Genomic DNA, 14,532 nt, shown 5'->3' with positions numbered 1-14,532 from the left:
CATGCCCGCCGTGCTCGCGGAAAGTCAATGGATTCGTTCCAGCTAATTGAATCCGTCTAGCATTAGTGCAGGTCAACGCCGCATCCAAGGAGACTTGCAGATCAGGACTAATGCGCTTTAGGGTTCTATCACTCAAGCGCATTAGTGCTCAGCTCGGAGAAATGGGGAGCCAACGTGCCAGCCAAGCGGTCTCCCGCGCGCCGGCCGACGATGAAGGACATCGCGCGGCGCGCCGGGGTCTCCGAGAGCGCGGTCTCCTTCGCGCTCAACGACCGGCCCGGAGTCTCCGAGGTCACCCGCGACCGGGTCCGCCGGGTCGCCGAGCAGCTGGGCTGGCGGCCCAGTACGGCGGCCCGCCAGCTGTCCGGCGAGGGTGCGGCCACGGTCGGTCTGGTCGTCGCGCGCCCCGCCGACACGCTGGGCGTGGACTCGTTCTTCCTCCAGCTGATCTCCGGCATCCAGGAAGTGCTGGCGGAGCGTCACCTCGGGCTGCTCTTCCAGGTGGTCGAGGACGTGGACGCGGAGTGCGCGGTCTACCGGCGCTGGTGGGCCGAGCACCGCGTGGACGGCGTGCTGGTCGTGGACCCGCGCGTCGACGATCCGCGTCCCGATCTCCTCGACGAGCTGGGCCTGCCCGCCGTGGTCACCGGCGGTGCGCCGGACGCCCGGCATCCCGGGCTGTCCGTCGTCTGGGCGGACGACGCGGGCGCGATGGCCGCGGTCGTGGACGAGCTCGACTCACTCGGCCACCGCCGGATCGTGCACATCGCGGGCCTGCCGGGTCTCGCCCACACCGAGCGCCGGATCCGCACGCTGCGCGCGGAGGCCGAGCGGCGGGGTCTGACCGAGGTGCGCTCGGTGCCGACCGACTACTCGGACGCGGAGGGCGCGGCCGTCACGCGCCGCGTCCTGGAGAGCGGCACACCACCCACCGCGCTGGTCTACGACAACGACGTGATGGCCGTCGCGGGGGTCGCCGCCGCGACGGAACTGGGCTTCTCCGTGCCGGGTGATGTGTCCGTCGTGGCCTGGGAGGACTCCGTCCTGTGCCGCATGGTCAAGCCCTGGCTGTCCGCGCTGTCCCGCGACACCGTGGAGTTCGGCCGCACGGCGGCACGGGAGCTGATCGCGCTGCTGGACGGCGGCCCGGCGCGGACGGTGCAGGTGCCGGTGCCGCGGTTGATCGAGCGGGACAGCACCGGGCCCTGCGGGGCGTAATACGGCGGGCGTGGACGTCATACGGCAGGGGTGGACGTCGTGCCCGGCGTCCACCCGCATGACGGCGCCCGGGCCGCCCGTCCCGGTCTTCCTCCCGGGTGTCAGACCCGCGAGCGGTAGAGCCCGAACTCCGCGATCCGCGCCGAGCTTCGGGTCTGCGTCACCCGAAGCCGCCATCGCCTCGCCCGCACGGGCGCCGGCAGCAGCAGGATCCGGCTCGCCCCGACCGTCCCGGCCCCGGCCACTCGGGTCCAGGTGCCGCGGCTGTAGGCCTCGACGACGAAGCCCTCGACCTGCTGTCCGTGCCGGATGTCCTCCGCGAGCCGTATCCGGTCCACCTCCCGTTCGGCACCGAGGTCGACGGTGAAGACGGTCGAGGAGGCCCTGACCAGGCGGCCGCGGGCGAGATCCTCCGGAAACTCCCGGTCGACCCGTTCGCGGAACTCCCGCAGCCGGGCCACATCGGCGGCGTGCAGCAGCCCCTGGGTGTCCGGGGGAATGTTGAGCAGCAGCACCGAGTCGCGCCCGACCGACCGGAAGTAGATGTCGGTCAACTGCTCGACGCTCTTGGGCTGTTGGTCGGGGTGGTAGAACCAGCCGTCCCGGATGGACACATCGCACTCGGCCGGCCACCACTGCAGATGGTCGGCCAGCGGGCGGGCAGCGAGCAGCGCGTCACGGCTCCCCTCGTCGGGGGCGTCATAAGCCAGCGCGTAGTCCGTCCGCCCGTAGTCCTTCTCCTTGACGGGTACGACACTCCACTCGTCCTCGCGGGCCAGGCCGCCCTCGTTGCCGACCCAGCGCACATCGGGCCCCGACACGGCGATCGAGGCATCCGGTGCGAGGGCCCGCACCAGGGCGTACCAGCTGTCCCAGTCGTACTTCTCCACCTTGTCGGGAGGAATGCGTCCCTGGGCCCCGTCGAACCACACCTCGTCCATGGGCCCGTACTCGGTGAGCACCTCGTGGAGCTGGTTGAGCATGTGGGCGCCGTAGTCGGTGGCCGACAGCGCGAAGGACGGCTGGTCCGCGCGGTTGTCCCCGGCGACGGGCGTGGGGATGGTCCGCTCGGAGCGGGCGCTTCCGTTGGCGTACACGCCGTGCAGGTACTGGTTCTCGTCGGCCGGTGAGATGTAGACGCCGACCTTGATGCCGTACCGGCGCATCGAGTCGGTCGTACAGCGCCTCGGTGTTCGTGTGGAAGCCGCCGCGTACGAGGTAGAGGGAGTAGGCCGCGTTCATCAAGGGCGACTCTGGGCGATGAGTTGGCTGGGTTTCATGGCCTGTACAGCTTCCCAGTCGGACAGGGCCGGGACCGTGCGGGGCGCGGGTGTCTCCGTCCGGGCCGCCGCCGGCAGGGGCGCGGCGAACAGCAGCAGCGCCGCCGCGCCACCGATGAGCCGGGACCGTCCGCCACGCGTATCAGGCATTCCACTCCACCTTGAACACCCACACGTACTGGCCGGACTTGCGGGCCGCCTCGGGGACGTCGATCACCAACGAGCCGTTGCTCACCGTCCAGGTCAGCGGCCGGTCGTGGCCCAGCATCGTGACCTTGTCGCCGCTGCGGACCGGCACCGGTGCCTCGACGGTCAGCTTGCTGCCGGGCGTGGTCAGCGAGTGGATGTAGAAGGCCTTGTTCTGCCGGACCGTGAACCGCAGGTCCTCGCCGAGCTGGGCCATGCGCGACCAGTACGTGGTGTCGTAGATCGCCTCTCCGTTGGTCTTCAGCCACCGGCCTGTCTCCCGCAGCCGGGTCTGCATGATCTCCGCGATGGTGCCGTCCGCGCGCGGACCGATGTCCAGCAGGAAGTTGCCGTTCTTCGACACGATGTCGACCAGGCTGCGGACGACCTCCTCGGCGGTCATGTACTCGGCGTCGGGCGTCGCCTGGTTGTAGCCGTAGCTGAACGGGTCGAGGCCCCGGCTGGACTCCCACTTCGCGACGACGGTGTTCTCGTACGTCGTGTACTCGGGGGTCGTGAAGTCGTGGAAGCCGATGCCGGAGCGGTTGTTGACGGTCACCTCGTACGGCTTCGGCCGGTTCTTGCCGTGGTTGAAGTACTCGGCGAGCACATGAACGCTGTCGTTCGCCCCGCCGATGTCGCACCACAGGACGGATGGGTCGTAGCCGTGGATCAGCTCCAGCATCTGCGGGGCCTGATAGTCCTTCACATAGTCCTTGCCCGCGGTGTATCCGGTATACGGAAGCTGCTCCAGAGTGTACGGATTACGCGGCGCGTGGCCCATCCACGGGTTGTCGGGGTTGAACCACTCGGGCATGGAGAAGTACAGCCCACGGTGCAGCTCGGGCGTGAACCGCTTCGACGCGTCGAAGAGCTCACGGATCAGGTCCCGCTTCGGGCCCATCTTCACGGCGTTGCGATCGGCGACCTTGGTGTCCCAGAGGGCGAAACCCTCGTGGTGTTTCGAGGTCAGGACGTGGTACTGGGCTCCCGCGTCCCGGAACAGCTCCACCCACGCCCGCGGGTCGAACTTCTCCGCCGTGAACATCGGGATGAAGTCGTCGTAGGCGAAGTTCTCGCCGTACTTCTCCCGGTGGTACGCGTAGACCGCGTTGTCCGGGCTCTGCATGTGGTTCCAGTACCACTCGGCGTACTGTTTGCCGACCGGCGACCAGGCGGGCACGGAGTAGACGCCCCAGTGGATGAAGATGCCGAACTTGGCGCGGTGGAACCAGTAAGGGGCCTGGTGGCCGGAGAGGGACTCCTCGGTCGGCCGGTAGTCGGGGATCCCCAGGGTCAGCTTGCGGCTGCTGGAGGTGACTTGCCCGCCGCGTCCATTGACGACCACCTTGCCGTCCTGTGCGGTGCCGGGTGCCGTGCCGACACGGTTGCGGATGCCGATACGGACGCGGGCCTGCTCGCCCGGGTCGAGGCGGGTCACCGGCGCGGGCTCGACGGTGCGGGCGCCCGGCACGTCGATGCCGACCGACACATGGTCATCGGCGAGGACGGCGACCGTGCCCGCGTTGACGACGGTGGCTTCGATGCTCTGGGCGCCGCTCGACTCCAGCAGGGAGAGGGTCGAGTCCGCGTCCCGCAGGACCAGCGCCCGTCCCTGGGCGGCAGGCTGGAGGGACAGGGCGAAGACGTGCAAGGACGCTTTGTTCTCCTCGGCCGGGTTGGTGACCGGCAGGGTCAGGGCGACCGCGTCACGCTGCGGGTCGATCCAGACTTCGGCCGTGCCGATGCCGACGTCGTGCTCGTCCTTGGTGCCGTCCGGCTTGTAGCGGTACGGGACCGAGAGCGAGCCGCCCGCCGAGTACCAGTCCGCGCCGCCCAGCCCGGCACTGGTCGTCGAGCCGTCGGCGTAGTGGACGGTGGCCTTGCCGGTGGCGTTGCCGTAGCTGCCCGCCGTGAGGAACAGGGCCGAAAGGTAACGTCCCTTGGGCAGATCGATGCGCTGCCCAAGGGCCACCACGTTGTTCTTGGCGCCCGCGGCGGATGACGGGAAGAGGAAGGAGATCCCGTCGACCTCCACTCGTCCGGCGGGCAGTTCCTCGCCCGGGAACGTGTAGCCCGAGCCGTCGAAGTTCCCGCCGCGCGCCGCCGCGGAGTCGATGCCGTCGTTGTCGAGGTACGCGTCGAGCGGCACGGCTATCGGGTCGGGGACGGGTACCCACGGGCCCTGTTGCTCTCCGGCGGCGGCCCGCACTCCGGCCGCGGCTCCGGTCGGCGCCCCGGCTGCCGCACCGGCCCGCGCTTCGGCAGGGGTGGCGAGGGGAAGAGTGGCCGCGACGGCGGCTCCGGCCGCGGCTCCCAGTACCTGACGTCTTGGATGCAAACTCATGAGCGGCTCCCATTCATCGGATGTCTGATGATTGAGCCGCCGCGAAACCGTGTCAATGGGGCCTGCAGTCATAGAAGTTGAACAAGTGATCGGATGATCTCCCGCCCCGGGGAGATACCGGGCAGCCCCCGCACGAAAGTCCAAGAGAACCGCACCGAATGTCCAAGGCAGACAGCTCTCGACGCGGCACCCCACCCCCGGGCAGAGTGCTTCCCGCACTACTCACGAGTACGACCACGAGGACAACCGAGCACGACAAGGAGCGCCCGTGACCACCTGGGTCGGCCGGACCGCCGCCGAGATCGCCGCAGCCGTACGCGAGAAGCGGGCCACGCCCCGCGAAGTGGTGGCCGAACACCTCGCGCGGATCGAGCGGCTCGACGGCCGCGTAGGCGCCTTCCGCACCCTGCGGGCACAGGCGGCCCTCGCCGAGGCCGACGAGCTGGCCACGAAGGATCTCGGCGAACTCCCCCTCGCGGGCGTGCCCGTGGCGGTCAAGGACAACCTGCCGGTGCGCGGCGAGTCGAACCGCAACGGCTCTGCCGCCACCCAGGACACGCCCGCCGACCACGACCACGTGACCGTGGCCCGGCTGCGTGCGGCAGGCGCCGTGGTCGTGGGCCTGACCAACGTGCCCGAGCTCTGTGTCTTCGGCACCACGGACGGTGTGCACGGCACCGCCCGCAACCCGTGGGACCTGACCCGCACGGCGGGCGGTTCGTCGGGCGGCAGCGCGGCAGCGGTCGCCGCCGGCATGGTGCCGATCGCGCTCGGCAACGACGGGATGGGCTCGCTGCGCATCCCGGCCGCCAACTGCGGTCTCGTCACCCTGAAGCCGGGCCACGGCGTGGTGCCCGCCGGGATCGGTCACGGAGACTGGTTCGGGATGTCGGAGAACGGTCCGCTGGCCACCACGGTCGAGGACGCGCAGTTGATGTTCTCGGTACTCGCGGACACCGAGGTGGTACGCCCCTCGGAGACCGTCACCCGGAAGGTCGCCCTCTCCGTGCGCAGCCCGCTGGCCGGCGTGAGCGTCAGCCGTGCGTATACGACCGCCGCCCGGGCGGCGGCTCAGCTGCTGGCCGGGGCGGGCCATCGGGTGCGGCCCGCCGAGCCGCCGTACCCGCTCTGGCTGAGCACGACATCGCTCGCGCACTGGACGGCGGGCACCGCGGTTGACGCCGAGGGTCTCGAACCGCGCCGGCTCACCCGGCGTACCCGCGTGCACGCCGCCGTCGGTCGCCGTTTCCTGGCCGGCGTCCGCAAGAGCGGCCGCCGCGAGCAGCTGCGCGGGCGCCTGGAGCCGTTCTTCGCGGAGCACGACGTGCTGCTCACCCCGGCGCTCGCCCGACGCGGGCCCGCCGCCACGGCCTGGCACGAGCGGGGCTGGCTGCGCAATCTGGTGGCCAACACGAACTACTCGCCGATGACGCCGCCGTGGAACCTCACCGGTTGGCCCGCGATGTCGGTGCCGTTCGGGACGCTGCCGAGCGGCGCCCCGTGCGCCGTACAGCTCGTCGGCCGTCCGGGGTCCGAATCGACTCTCCTGGAAGTGGCGGGACAGCTGGAGGAACTGCGCCCGTGGCCACGTACGGCGCCGCTCGACTAGAGAACGCCTCCGCTGCAGGAGAGCCGGTCGGGAGCCTCGCTCGTCCCGGTCAGAGCGCCCGGTACATGATGTGCAACCCCACCAGCCCGTGCCGTGGGTGCTCGTACGCTTCCGGCAGGGTGCCCAGGATCATGAAGCCGAGCGAAGTCCACAGCGTGACGGCCGGGTTGGTCTCCACGACGGCGTTGAACACCATGCCGCGATAGCCGTCGGCCCTCGCCACGGCGAGGATGTGTTCGGCGAGCGCACGCCCGATGCCCTGTCCGGACCGGTCCGGGTCGACCATGAATCCGGCGTTGGCGATCCGGGCGGCGGGACCGCCGTAGTTCGGGGTGACGTAGGCGGAGCCGACGATCGCTCCGGTGTCGTCCTCGGCGACGTACACCTGCTTGCCCGGGCCCATCCACAGGGCGCGGGCGGCTTCCTCGGAGGTGTCCGGGTCCCAGGCGTAGGTCTCGCGGGCGGCGACGATCCGGTGCCAGAAAGGCCAGATCCGCGGCCAGTCGTCGGCCGCGGCTTCTCTGATCAGCATGGGCGTGAGTCTGGCACGCCCATGCTGTCAGCGATCGCGATGGGTCCTACCGGGGGTCGATCGCGATGGGTCCTGCTCGGTCAGTCGACGCTGGGCAGGATATGGGGCTCGGCGAGGTCGTCCTCGTAGCCCGCGAGACGGATCGGGGCGGACCTGGCCCACACGTCCAGGCTGCCGAGCTCCTTCTCGGGCCCACGGCCCGCACGCTCCGTGCGTTCCTTGGGGCGCTGATCGCGATTCGTCTTCTCCGGTGTCACCGCGCACTCCTTATGTGTCGGGTCACCCTCGGGACGTACAGGGCCGGTCCGCTCCGGTCGCCTGACGCCCGCTCGGGTCTGAGTCGAAGGCAGTGAGAGGACGCGGTGGCGCCGGTAACTCGTACCAGAGCAGGCCGTGATGACCGGCTTGTCCCGGGACGGACCGTGGGCGTGGGTGGAACCCGGAAAAGCTGTCCGTCTGGTACAGGGTAACCAAATGAGCGAGTGCCCGCTCGATGGGGCTGAAAACAAGAGGTTACTGTCTCGAGTCGCCCAGCGCCCATCAGGCCCCGATCTGCGGCGATTTGAAACACGATGCCCACTTCGATGCCACCCATTCGGCTCAATACCGACCGTGGGCAGGGTCACTGAACCGCCCACGGGTCATCCCTGATCCCACCGCCCAGGAGAGAGTCGAACCGATGAACGCGATCCTGCACGCACTGTCCCTCACGGGATCGATGACCTGGGAGATCACCTGGGCGCTGATCCTCGGCTTCGGCCTGTCCGCCGTGGTCCGGGCGGTGGTACGGCGGACCACGGTGGTACGACTGCTCGGCGATGACCGCCCCCGGACGCTTGCGCTCGCCGCCGGGCTCGGAGCGGCGTCCTCGTCCTGCTCGTACGCGGCCGTCGCGCTCGCGCGCTCGCTGTTCCGCAAGGGCGCGGACTTCACGGCGGCCATGGCCTTCGAGATCGCCTCGACCAACCTGGTGGTCGAACTCGGCGTGATCCTCGCCCTGTTGATGGGATGGCAATTCACGCTCGCGGAGTTCGTCGGCGGACCGGTCATGATCGTGCTGCTCGCCGTGCTGTTCCGGCTCTTTCTGCGCGAGCGGCTGCTGCGGCGGGCCCGGGAGCAGGCGGAGCGCGGGATCGCCGGGTCCATGGAGGGGCATGCCGCCATGGACATGTCCGTCCAGCGGAAAGGGTCCTTCCTGCGGCGGCTGCTCTCCGGCGACGGCTTCACCTCGGTCTCGCACGTCTTCGTCATGGAGTGGGCGGCGATCCTGCGGGACCTGGTGATCGGTCTGCTGATCGCGGGCGCGATCGCGGCCTGGGTGCCCGACGCATTCTGGAGCTCGCTCTTCCTGGACGGGCATCCGCTCGCCGCGAAGCTGATCGGCCCGCTCGTCGGACCGCTGGTGGCGATCGCCTCGTTCGTCTGCTCCATCGGAAACGTGCCGCTGGCCGTGGTCCTCTGGAAGGGCGGCATCAGCTTCGGCGGCGTGGTCGCATTCATCTTCGCGGACCTGCTGATCCTGCCGATCCTGAACATCTACCGGAAGTACTACGGGCCGCGCATGACCGCGTTCCTGCTGGTCACCTTCTACACCGCCATCGTGCTCGCCGGATACCTCGTGGAGTTCGTCTTCGGCGTCCTCGGGCTCATCCCCGACCAGGCCGACGCGATGATCCCCATGGAGGGCGTCTCCTGGAACTACACGACCTGGCTGAACATCGCCTTCCTGCTGGTGGCGGCCGCTCTGGTGTGGCGATTCCTGCGTACGGGAGGACCGGCCATGCTGCGGATGATGGGCGGGGCACCGGAACCGGCGGACCAGCATCACCGGCACTGAACACGGGTGTGCAGTTCAGGTCCCGTTGGCCGATTCGCAAGGCGGCCATGATCTGCTGACGCCCGGCAACGGCTTTTCTCCCGGGAGGACTGACGCATGGAGCTGCGCAGCGTCGAGGAGCTGATGGATCTGCTGCACGCCTGCCGGGGTGCCTGGGACACCCCGGACCTCCCCCACTCTCGGCTTCGCTCGAGCGGGGGGACCCCCATGGGCGACCCGGTCGATCTGCACGATCACGCACTGCAGACCGCGGCGCTACTGCGCCGCGGCCATCCCAGCGACAAGGAACTCCAGGTGGCGGGCCTGGTGCACGACATAGGACATCTGCTCAGGCCGGGCGACGACGCGGGACACGCCGACCACGCGGCCGATGCGGTACGTCCACTGCTCGGCGAACGGGTCTCCCGCCTCGTACGGCTGCACGTGGCGGCGAAGCGCTATCTGGCGACCACGTCGCCGGGCCGCGGGCTGTCTCCGCAGAGTGCGCTGACCCTGACCGTGCAGGGCGGCGCCATGACACCGCGGGAGGCGGCCGCGTTCGAGCACGATCCACTCGGGGAGGACGCGGTGACCCTGCGGCAGGCCGACGACGCGGGCAAGGTCGTCGGACTGGACGCCGGGGTCATGGAGGACTGGCGCACGGTGCTGGAGCTGGTGGCGGCGCAGCACTCGCGACTCGGGGCTTGACCGACGGCTTCCACCGCGCCGAGGACCTCGGCTTGCACAGCGGGGACCCCGGCTTTCACAGCCGAGGGCTGCCGGCGTGCACGGCCGGGGGCTGTCGGCTGACGGTCCGTCATGAGACCGTACGCGGATGACGTCGCCGTACGGGCTCGAAGGCAGGACCGCCATCGTCACCGGGGCCTCGCGCGGGATCGGCCTCGCCGTCGCCGCCGCGCTCACCGAGGCCGGAGCATGTGTATGCGTGAACGCCCGGGATCCCGACGGGGTGGCCCGGGCCGCCGAGCGGCTGGGCGGCGTCGGGCTCGCGGGTTCGGTGGCCGACCCCGCACATCTGTGGGAGCTGACCGAGCTGGCGCTGCGGGAGTTCGGGCGCATCGACGTCGTGGTGAACAACGCGGCGACCAACCAGCCGTACGGCCCGCTGATGGACGCCGACCCGGACCGCTGGCGCGAGGCCTTCACGGTCAACGTCGAGGCACCGCTGCGGCTGGTGCAGTGCGCGTGGCGGGCGTGGATGAGCGAGCACGGTGGCGCGGTGGTGAACGTCTGCACGGAGGGCGCCGGACACGTCGGCCCGCAGGTGGGCGCATACGGCACCAGCAAGGCCGCCCTGCTGCACCTGACCCAGCAGCTCGCCGGTGAGCTGGCCCCGAAGGTGCGCGTGAACTCCGTCTCCCCCGGTCTCGTCCGCACCGAGATGGCACGCTTCGTGTGGGAGCACGCCGAGGAGCAACTGGGCGCCGGACTGCCCCTGGGCCGCATAGGTCGGCCCGAGGACATTGCCCGGGCGGTCACCTGGCTGGCCTCGGACGCGGCCGAGTGGATCACCGGCGCCGATCTGCTGGTCGACGGCGGTACCCGGGTCAGAGCCGCGCACACCGCCACTCGCGGCCACGCCGTGCACGAGCGTCTACGGACACGGGCTCCGGACGTCTAGCGTCACGTCGGCCAAGGTTTGCCCGTTGAGGAGCGGCGTCCGGTGCGTGCTCCGGGGGTCCCCCGGCCGAAAGCTGGGGGAGTGCCGGCCGGAAGTCCTCGTACTGGACGTACTTGGGCTTTCGGCCGGTGCGGCGAGTGGGGGCACCTCCCACGCCCTTGAGGCAGTGAGGGAGCGTGCCGCGCGTCGCGACGAGGCGAACCTCGGCCGACGCGGCACTGGAGACCCGACTCCGCTGGACGCCGCTTGGGGCCCGCCAGCCCCGGAGAACCACGCGCAGACACCGCCGGCTCCGCACGACGCCGGCGGGAGCACCGGCTCCGCGGAGCAAAAACCGCTGCCTCGGGGGGGTCGAGGGGTCACCATGAGTGTCCGGCGGCGGGCACAACACCACAGCGAGCCACCGCTGAGGGCAGCCCCGACCGCGGCACACAGGTCAGGACGGCGTACTCGGGCGGGTACGCCGTCCGCGACCGTCTGCGGTCATACGCACCACCTCACTCATGACGGTGCCCCGGTACCCCTCACGGGAACAGAGCGATCCCTACCAGGACCAGCAGGACGATGCCGACGACGAGGGCGACCGTGGCCCATGTCCCCCGGTGCTTGACCGGAGCCGTGCCCCCGCCTCCGCGGGGCCGGTCCTCGGGCAACGTGGGATGCGCCGGGCGGCCGCTCGCATAGAACTGTTCGTCGGTCGGGTAGTGGTTGCGCGGATCTTCGAAGGCCCGCGGATCTATGTCGTGTGGACTGCCCATGGGAACTCCCGGCGCGGTGCTCACCAGGGTCCGGGGATCCCCACCGGCGCCGGGGCACGCGTCACGGCCGGCGGATCACCACTTGCCGGGCGCGTAGTCCTTGAGGAAGACGCCGTAGAGGTCCTCGCCCTGCTCTCCGCGCACAATCGGATCGTAAACCCGTGCGGCCCCGTCGACCAGGTCGAGCGGTGCGTGGAAGCCCTCCTCGGCCAGGCGCAGCTTGTCGTAGTGGGGGCGCTCGTCGGTGATCCAGCCGGTGTCGACCGAGGTCATGAGGATGCCGTCGGTCTGGAACATCTCCTGGCCGCTGGTCCGCGTGACCATGTTCATCGCGGCCTTGGCGGCGTTGGTGTTCGGATGGCCCGCGCCCTTGTAGCCGCGGCCGAAGACGCCCTCCATCGCGGAGACGTTCACGACGTACGCGCGTCCACTCGTCGCCTTCCTGGCGGCCTCGGCCATGGCCGGCCGCAATTTGCTGATCAGGATGAACGGCGCCGTGTAGTTGCACAGCTGGGTCTCGAGGAGCTCCACCGGCGAGATCTGCTCGATGGTCTGCACCCAGGTGTTGGTGTCGACGACGTCCGGGACCAGGCCGCCCGCGTCGATGGCGGTGCCGTCGAGGTGTCGGGCGACGCTGGCGTTGCCCGCGACCAGGGCAAGGTCTGCGACCTGCTGTGCATCGAGACCGCTGATGCCGACGGGCAGCGCGGCCAGGCCGTCGACCGCGCCGGAGTTGAAGGCGCCGATGACATGGTGGGCGGGCAGCTCCCCGGCGGGCAGAGGGGCACTCTCGCCCTCGACCAGGACGGCGTAGGCGGAGGGCAGACGGCGTACGGTCTGCGTCGCGTTGTTGACGAGGATGTCGAGCGATCCGGCCTCGGCGACCTGGTCGGCGAGGGCCACGGCCTGGGCCGGGTCGCGCAGGTCGATACCGACGACCTCGAGACGGTGGATCCAGTCCGCCGAGTCGTCCATGGCCTTGAAGCGGCGGATGGCGTCCTTGGGGAAGCGCGTGGTGATGGTGGTGTGCGCGCCGTCGCGCAGCAGCCTGAGCGCGATGTACATGCCGATCTTCGCGCGGCCGCCGGTGAGCAGCGCACGCTTCCCGGTGAGGTCGGCGCGGGCGTCGCGGCGGGACCGGTTCTCGGCGGCGCAGTTCTGGCAGAGCTGGTGGTAGAAGTAGTCGACCTCGACGTACCGCGTCTTGCAGGTGTAGCAGGAGCGCGGGCGCTGGAGTATCCCCGCGATCTCGCCCGCCTCGGTCACGGAGGAGGGCAGGATGCCCTCCGTCTCGTCGTCGATGCGCTGCGCGGAGCCGGTCGCGGTGGCCTCCGTGACCGCCTTGTCGTGGGCGGTCTTCGCGGCCCGGCGCTCCTGACGGCGGCGCTGCTTGACCATGCGGTAGATGCCCGCGGTGGCGCGGCGCACCGCGATGGCGTCCGGGTGGTCGACCTCGATCTTCTCGAGTTCGTCGAGCACGCCGAGGCAGACGGCCAGCCGCTCGGGGTCGATGCCGGGCCCGTAGGAGACCTCTGCCGTGTCGACGGCGGGAGTCGCCCGGTCGTCCCCTGCCGTGTCCACGGCGAGAGCCGCCTGGCCGTCCTCTGTCACCGTCATCGCCGTTGCCGTTCCTCGGGTTGTGCGCCGCGTTCGAACCGCGCTCGCTTTCGAAGGCGGAATTTTACGGAGCAATGGTGCGCGGCACCAAACCCGAGATGATCAACGGCCGTCAGGAACCGCAGGCGGCGGTCAGTGTCTCCACCTCCTCGGACAGCGCACGGGCCAGCAGATCGAGGTCCGGCACGGCCTCCGCGTCGGCGACGAGCCCGTAGTGGACGCGCCCACGGTAGGTCGAGACTGCCACCGCCAGCGCCTGCCCACGGGCCAGCGGGGCGAACGGATACACCTCGGCGAGCGGGCAGCCGCCGAGCTTCAGGCCGAGGCTGGGCAGCGGCACGCTGGTGACGAGGATGTCGAACAGCAGCCGGGCCGCCTGGCCGACGACGGGCCCGCCCAGCCGGTGCCCGAGCGGCGGCACATGGTCGGCGAGCAGCGCCACGGCGCCCGCTCCCCTGTTGGGCCCCGCGTCCTTGTTGCGGTCCATCGCCGTACGCACCGTACGCAGCCGTCCGAGCGGGTCCGGATCGTCGACAGGAAGCCGTATCAAGTACCCGGAGAGCCGGTTGCCCTGTGGGTGGGCGGTGCGCGGGCGGCGCTTGGAGACGGGGATCAGGGCGCGCGGCGCGACCCCGTGGCTGCCGTCACCGCGTTCGTCGAGCCAGCGGCGCAGAGCGCCCGCGACGACGGCGATCAGGACGTCATTGACGGTGCCGCCGACGGACTTGCGGACGCGGTGCACCTCATCGAGGTCCAGGATCACGCCCGCGGTGCGCCGGGTGCCGGTGGGCTGCGAGGTGAGGGCGGGCGAGGACCGTACGCCCAGGGTCGCGCGGGCCACGGAGGTGCCGATGTCGAGGGCGCGGCCCACGTCGGAGAGGGTGCCGCGGACCAGGCCCGGCAGCTTGCGCACGTCCGGGAAGAGCCCCCGGGGCGGCTCCGCCGGGCGCGGGCGGGGCTCCGGCATGTCCATCGGGTCCATGATGGCGGCCGCGAGCATCAGCGCCCTCAGTCCGTCGGCCAGCGCGTGGTGGAACTTGAAGAGCACAGCGAAGGACACGCCGTCCTCGCCGGGCAGCACATGCGCCTCCCACGGCGGCCGGCCGCGCAGCAGCGGGCGTTCCATCAGCCGGCCCGCCACCGCGTGGAAGTCCGCCGTCGGCGCGTGCAGCCGGACATGGTCGAGCGGCTCGAAGTCGGGCGCGGGCTCCCGGGTCGCGCTCCCGAAGGCGAGGGGGGCCAGTGGCTCCCACACGTCACGGATCCGCATGCGCAGCCCCGGCACCGCGGCCGCGCGTGCCGCGAGCAGATCGGCGGCGTGCGCGCCCGCGGTGGGCGAGTGGGCCACGAAGACACCGAGGGCGCCCAGATGCATGGGGTGCTGGGCGGACTCGATGTTCCAGAACGCCAGGTCGAGTGGTGCGAGGAGATCAGAAGTCAAAGGCTTGCTCTCGCGTCGACGGTGGGTGGGCAAGCAGTCAACCTCCGATAAGCGATTACGGTCAAGTACGATCAAGCTACGCACAG

12 protein-coding genes and 1 pseudogene are annotated in these 14,532 nt (G+C 70.5%); 5 read left to right on the top strand and 8 right to left on the bottom strand.

Features of this window, described 5'->3' with window-relative positions:
* Positions 1–174: 174 nt before the first annotated feature.
* On the top strand, positions 175–1,218 hold the full coding sequence (locus OG390_RS45740) for a LacI family DNA-binding transcriptional regulator (RefSeq protein WP_406176319.1): 1,044 nt from the start codon (positions 175–177) through the stop codon (positions 1,216–1,218).
* 101 nt (positions 1,219–1,319) lie between these two features.
* Here the strand turns inward: OG390_RS45740 and OG390_RS45735 are convergent.
* The 3 genes and pseudogenes from OG390_RS45735 to OG390_RS45725 form a co-directional block, all read right to left on the bottom strand.
* Positions 1,320–2,402, bottom strand: a pseudogene (locus OG390_RS45735) (alpha-L-fucosidase); the annotation flags it as partial.
* A gap of 57 nt (positions 2,403–2,459) precedes the next feature.
* A complete protein-coding gene (locus OG390_RS45730) occupies positions 2,460–2,648 on the bottom strand; it encodes a hypothetical protein (protein ID WP_406176318.1) in 189 nt (62 codons plus the stop codon).
* Positions 2,641–5,031, bottom strand: coding sequence for an alpha-L-fucosidase (locus tag OG390_RS45725; RefSeq protein WP_406176316.1), 2,391 nt, complete (start codon positions 5,029–5,031; stop codon positions 2,641–2,643). The genes OG390_RS45730 and OG390_RS45725 overlap by 8 nt, the downstream gene beginning before the upstream one ends.
* A gap of 268 nt (positions 5,032–5,299) precedes the next feature.
* Here OG390_RS45725 and OG390_RS45720 point away from each other — a divergent pair, with 268 nt between their 5' ends.
* On the top strand, positions 5,300–6,640 hold the full coding sequence (locus OG390_RS45720) for an amidase (RefSeq protein ID WP_406176314.1): 1,341 nt from the start codon (positions 5,300–5,302) through the stop codon (positions 6,638–6,640).
* Between the two features lie 49 nt (positions 6,641–6,689).
* Here the strand turns inward: OG390_RS45720 and OG390_RS45715 are convergent, their stop codons facing one another.
* Entirely contained in the window at positions 6,690–7,172 is a 483-nt protein-coding gene (locus OG390_RS45715; RefSeq protein WP_406176312.1) for a GNAT family N-acetyltransferase, read from the bottom strand.
* Between the two features lie 80 nt (positions 7,173–7,252).
* Positions 7,253–7,429 (bottom strand): hypothetical protein, encoded by a 177-nt coding sequence (locus OG390_RS45710; protein ID WP_189185670.1) that lies wholly within the window; start codon positions 7,427–7,429, stop codon positions 7,253–7,255.
* Between the two features lie 422 nt (positions 7,430–7,851).
* On the opposite strand from OG390_RS45710, the gene OG390_RS45705 reads away from it, so the two are divergent.
* The 3 genes from OG390_RS45705 (at position 7,852) to OG390_RS45695 (ending at position 10,630) form a co-directional block, all read left to right on the top strand.
* Positions 7,852–9,009 carry a permease gene (locus tag OG390_RS45705; RefSeq protein ID WP_406176310.1) on the top strand — a complete coding sequence of 386 codons (1,158 nt, stop codon included), beginning with the start codon at positions 7,852–7,854 and terminating at the stop codon, positions 9,007–9,009.
* A 96-nt stretch (positions 9,010–9,105) separates the two neighbouring features.
* Positions 9,106–9,696: an HD domain-containing protein gene (locus OG390_RS45700; RefSeq protein ID WP_406176308.1), complete on the top strand. Its 591-nt coding sequence runs from the start codon at positions 9,106–9,108 to the stop codon at positions 9,694–9,696.
* Positions 9,697–9,823: 127 nt separating this feature from the next.
* Positions 9,824–10,630, top strand: coding sequence for an SDR family oxidoreductase (locus OG390_RS45695; RefSeq protein ID WP_406176307.1), 807 nt, complete (start codon positions 9,824–9,826; stop codon positions 10,628–10,630).
* A 524-nt stretch (positions 10,631–11,154) separates the two neighbouring features.
* Here OG390_RS45695 and OG390_RS45690 read toward each other — a convergent pair.
* From OG390_RS45690 to OG390_RS45680, 3 genes are all read right to left on the bottom strand, one after another.
* Positions 11,155–11,388: a hypothetical protein gene (locus tag OG390_RS45690; protein WP_406176305.1), complete on the bottom strand. Its 234-nt coding sequence runs from the start codon at positions 11,386–11,388 to the stop codon at positions 11,155–11,157.
* A gap of 75 nt (positions 11,389–11,463) precedes the next feature.
* Positions 11,464–13,005, bottom strand: coding sequence for an SDR family NAD(P)-dependent oxidoreductase (locus tag OG390_RS45685; RefSeq protein ID WP_406176303.1), 1,542 nt, complete (start codon positions 13,003–13,005; stop codon positions 11,464–11,466).
* 112 nt (positions 13,006–13,117) lie between these two features.
* A complete protein-coding gene (locus OG390_RS45680) occupies positions 13,118–14,446 on the bottom strand; it encodes a wax ester/triacylglycerol synthase family O-acyltransferase (RefSeq protein WP_406176302.1) in 1,329 nt (442 codons plus the stop codon).
* Between the last annotated feature and the right edge of the window lie 86 nt (positions 14,447–14,532).

Origin of the sequence: Streptomyces sp. NBC_00996, from assembly GCF_045162675.1 — a bacterium.
Lineage (GTDB): Bacteria > Actinomycetota > Actinomycetes > Streptomycetales > Streptomycetaceae > Streptomyces.
The sequence above is the reverse complement of the archived record's forward strand: the minus strand, read 5'-3'. Positions and strand labels throughout refer to the sequence as shown.

What these genes read in the sequence shown, in the direction of transcription:
- OG390_RS45695 (WP_406176307.1), top strand. Translation starts at nt 9,824, where the DNA reads ATGACGTCGCCGTACGGGCTCGAAGGCAGGACCGCCATCGTCACCGGG.
- OG390_RS45730 (WP_406176318.1), bottom strand. Translation starts at nt 2,648, where the DNA reads ATGCCTGATACGCGTGGCGGACGGTCCCGGCTCATCGGTGGCGCGGCG.
- OG390_RS45725 (WP_406176316.1), bottom strand. Translation starts at nt 5,031, where the DNA reads ATGAGTTTGCATCCAAGACGTCAGGTACTGGGAGCCGCGGCCGGAGCC.
- OG390_RS45685 (WP_406176303.1), bottom strand. Translation starts at nt 13,005, where the DNA reads ATGACGGTGACAGAGGACGGCCAGGCGGCTCTCGCCGTGGACACGGCA.
- OG390_RS45705 (WP_406176310.1), top strand. Translation starts at nt 7,852, where the DNA reads ATGAACGCGATCCTGCACGCACTGTCCCTCACGGGATCGATGACCTGG.
- OG390_RS45715 (WP_406176312.1), bottom strand. Translation starts at nt 7,172, where the DNA reads ATGCTGATCAGAGAAGCCGCGGCCGACGACTGGCCGCGGATCTGGCCT.
- OG390_RS45700 (WP_406176308.1), top strand. Translation starts at nt 9,106, where the DNA reads ATGGAGCTGCGCAGCGTCGAGGAGCTGATGGATCTGCTGCACGCCTGC.
- OG390_RS45690 (WP_406176305.1), bottom strand. Translation starts at nt 11,388, where the DNA reads ATGGGCAGTCCACACGACATAGATCCGCGGGCCTTCGAAGATCCGCGC.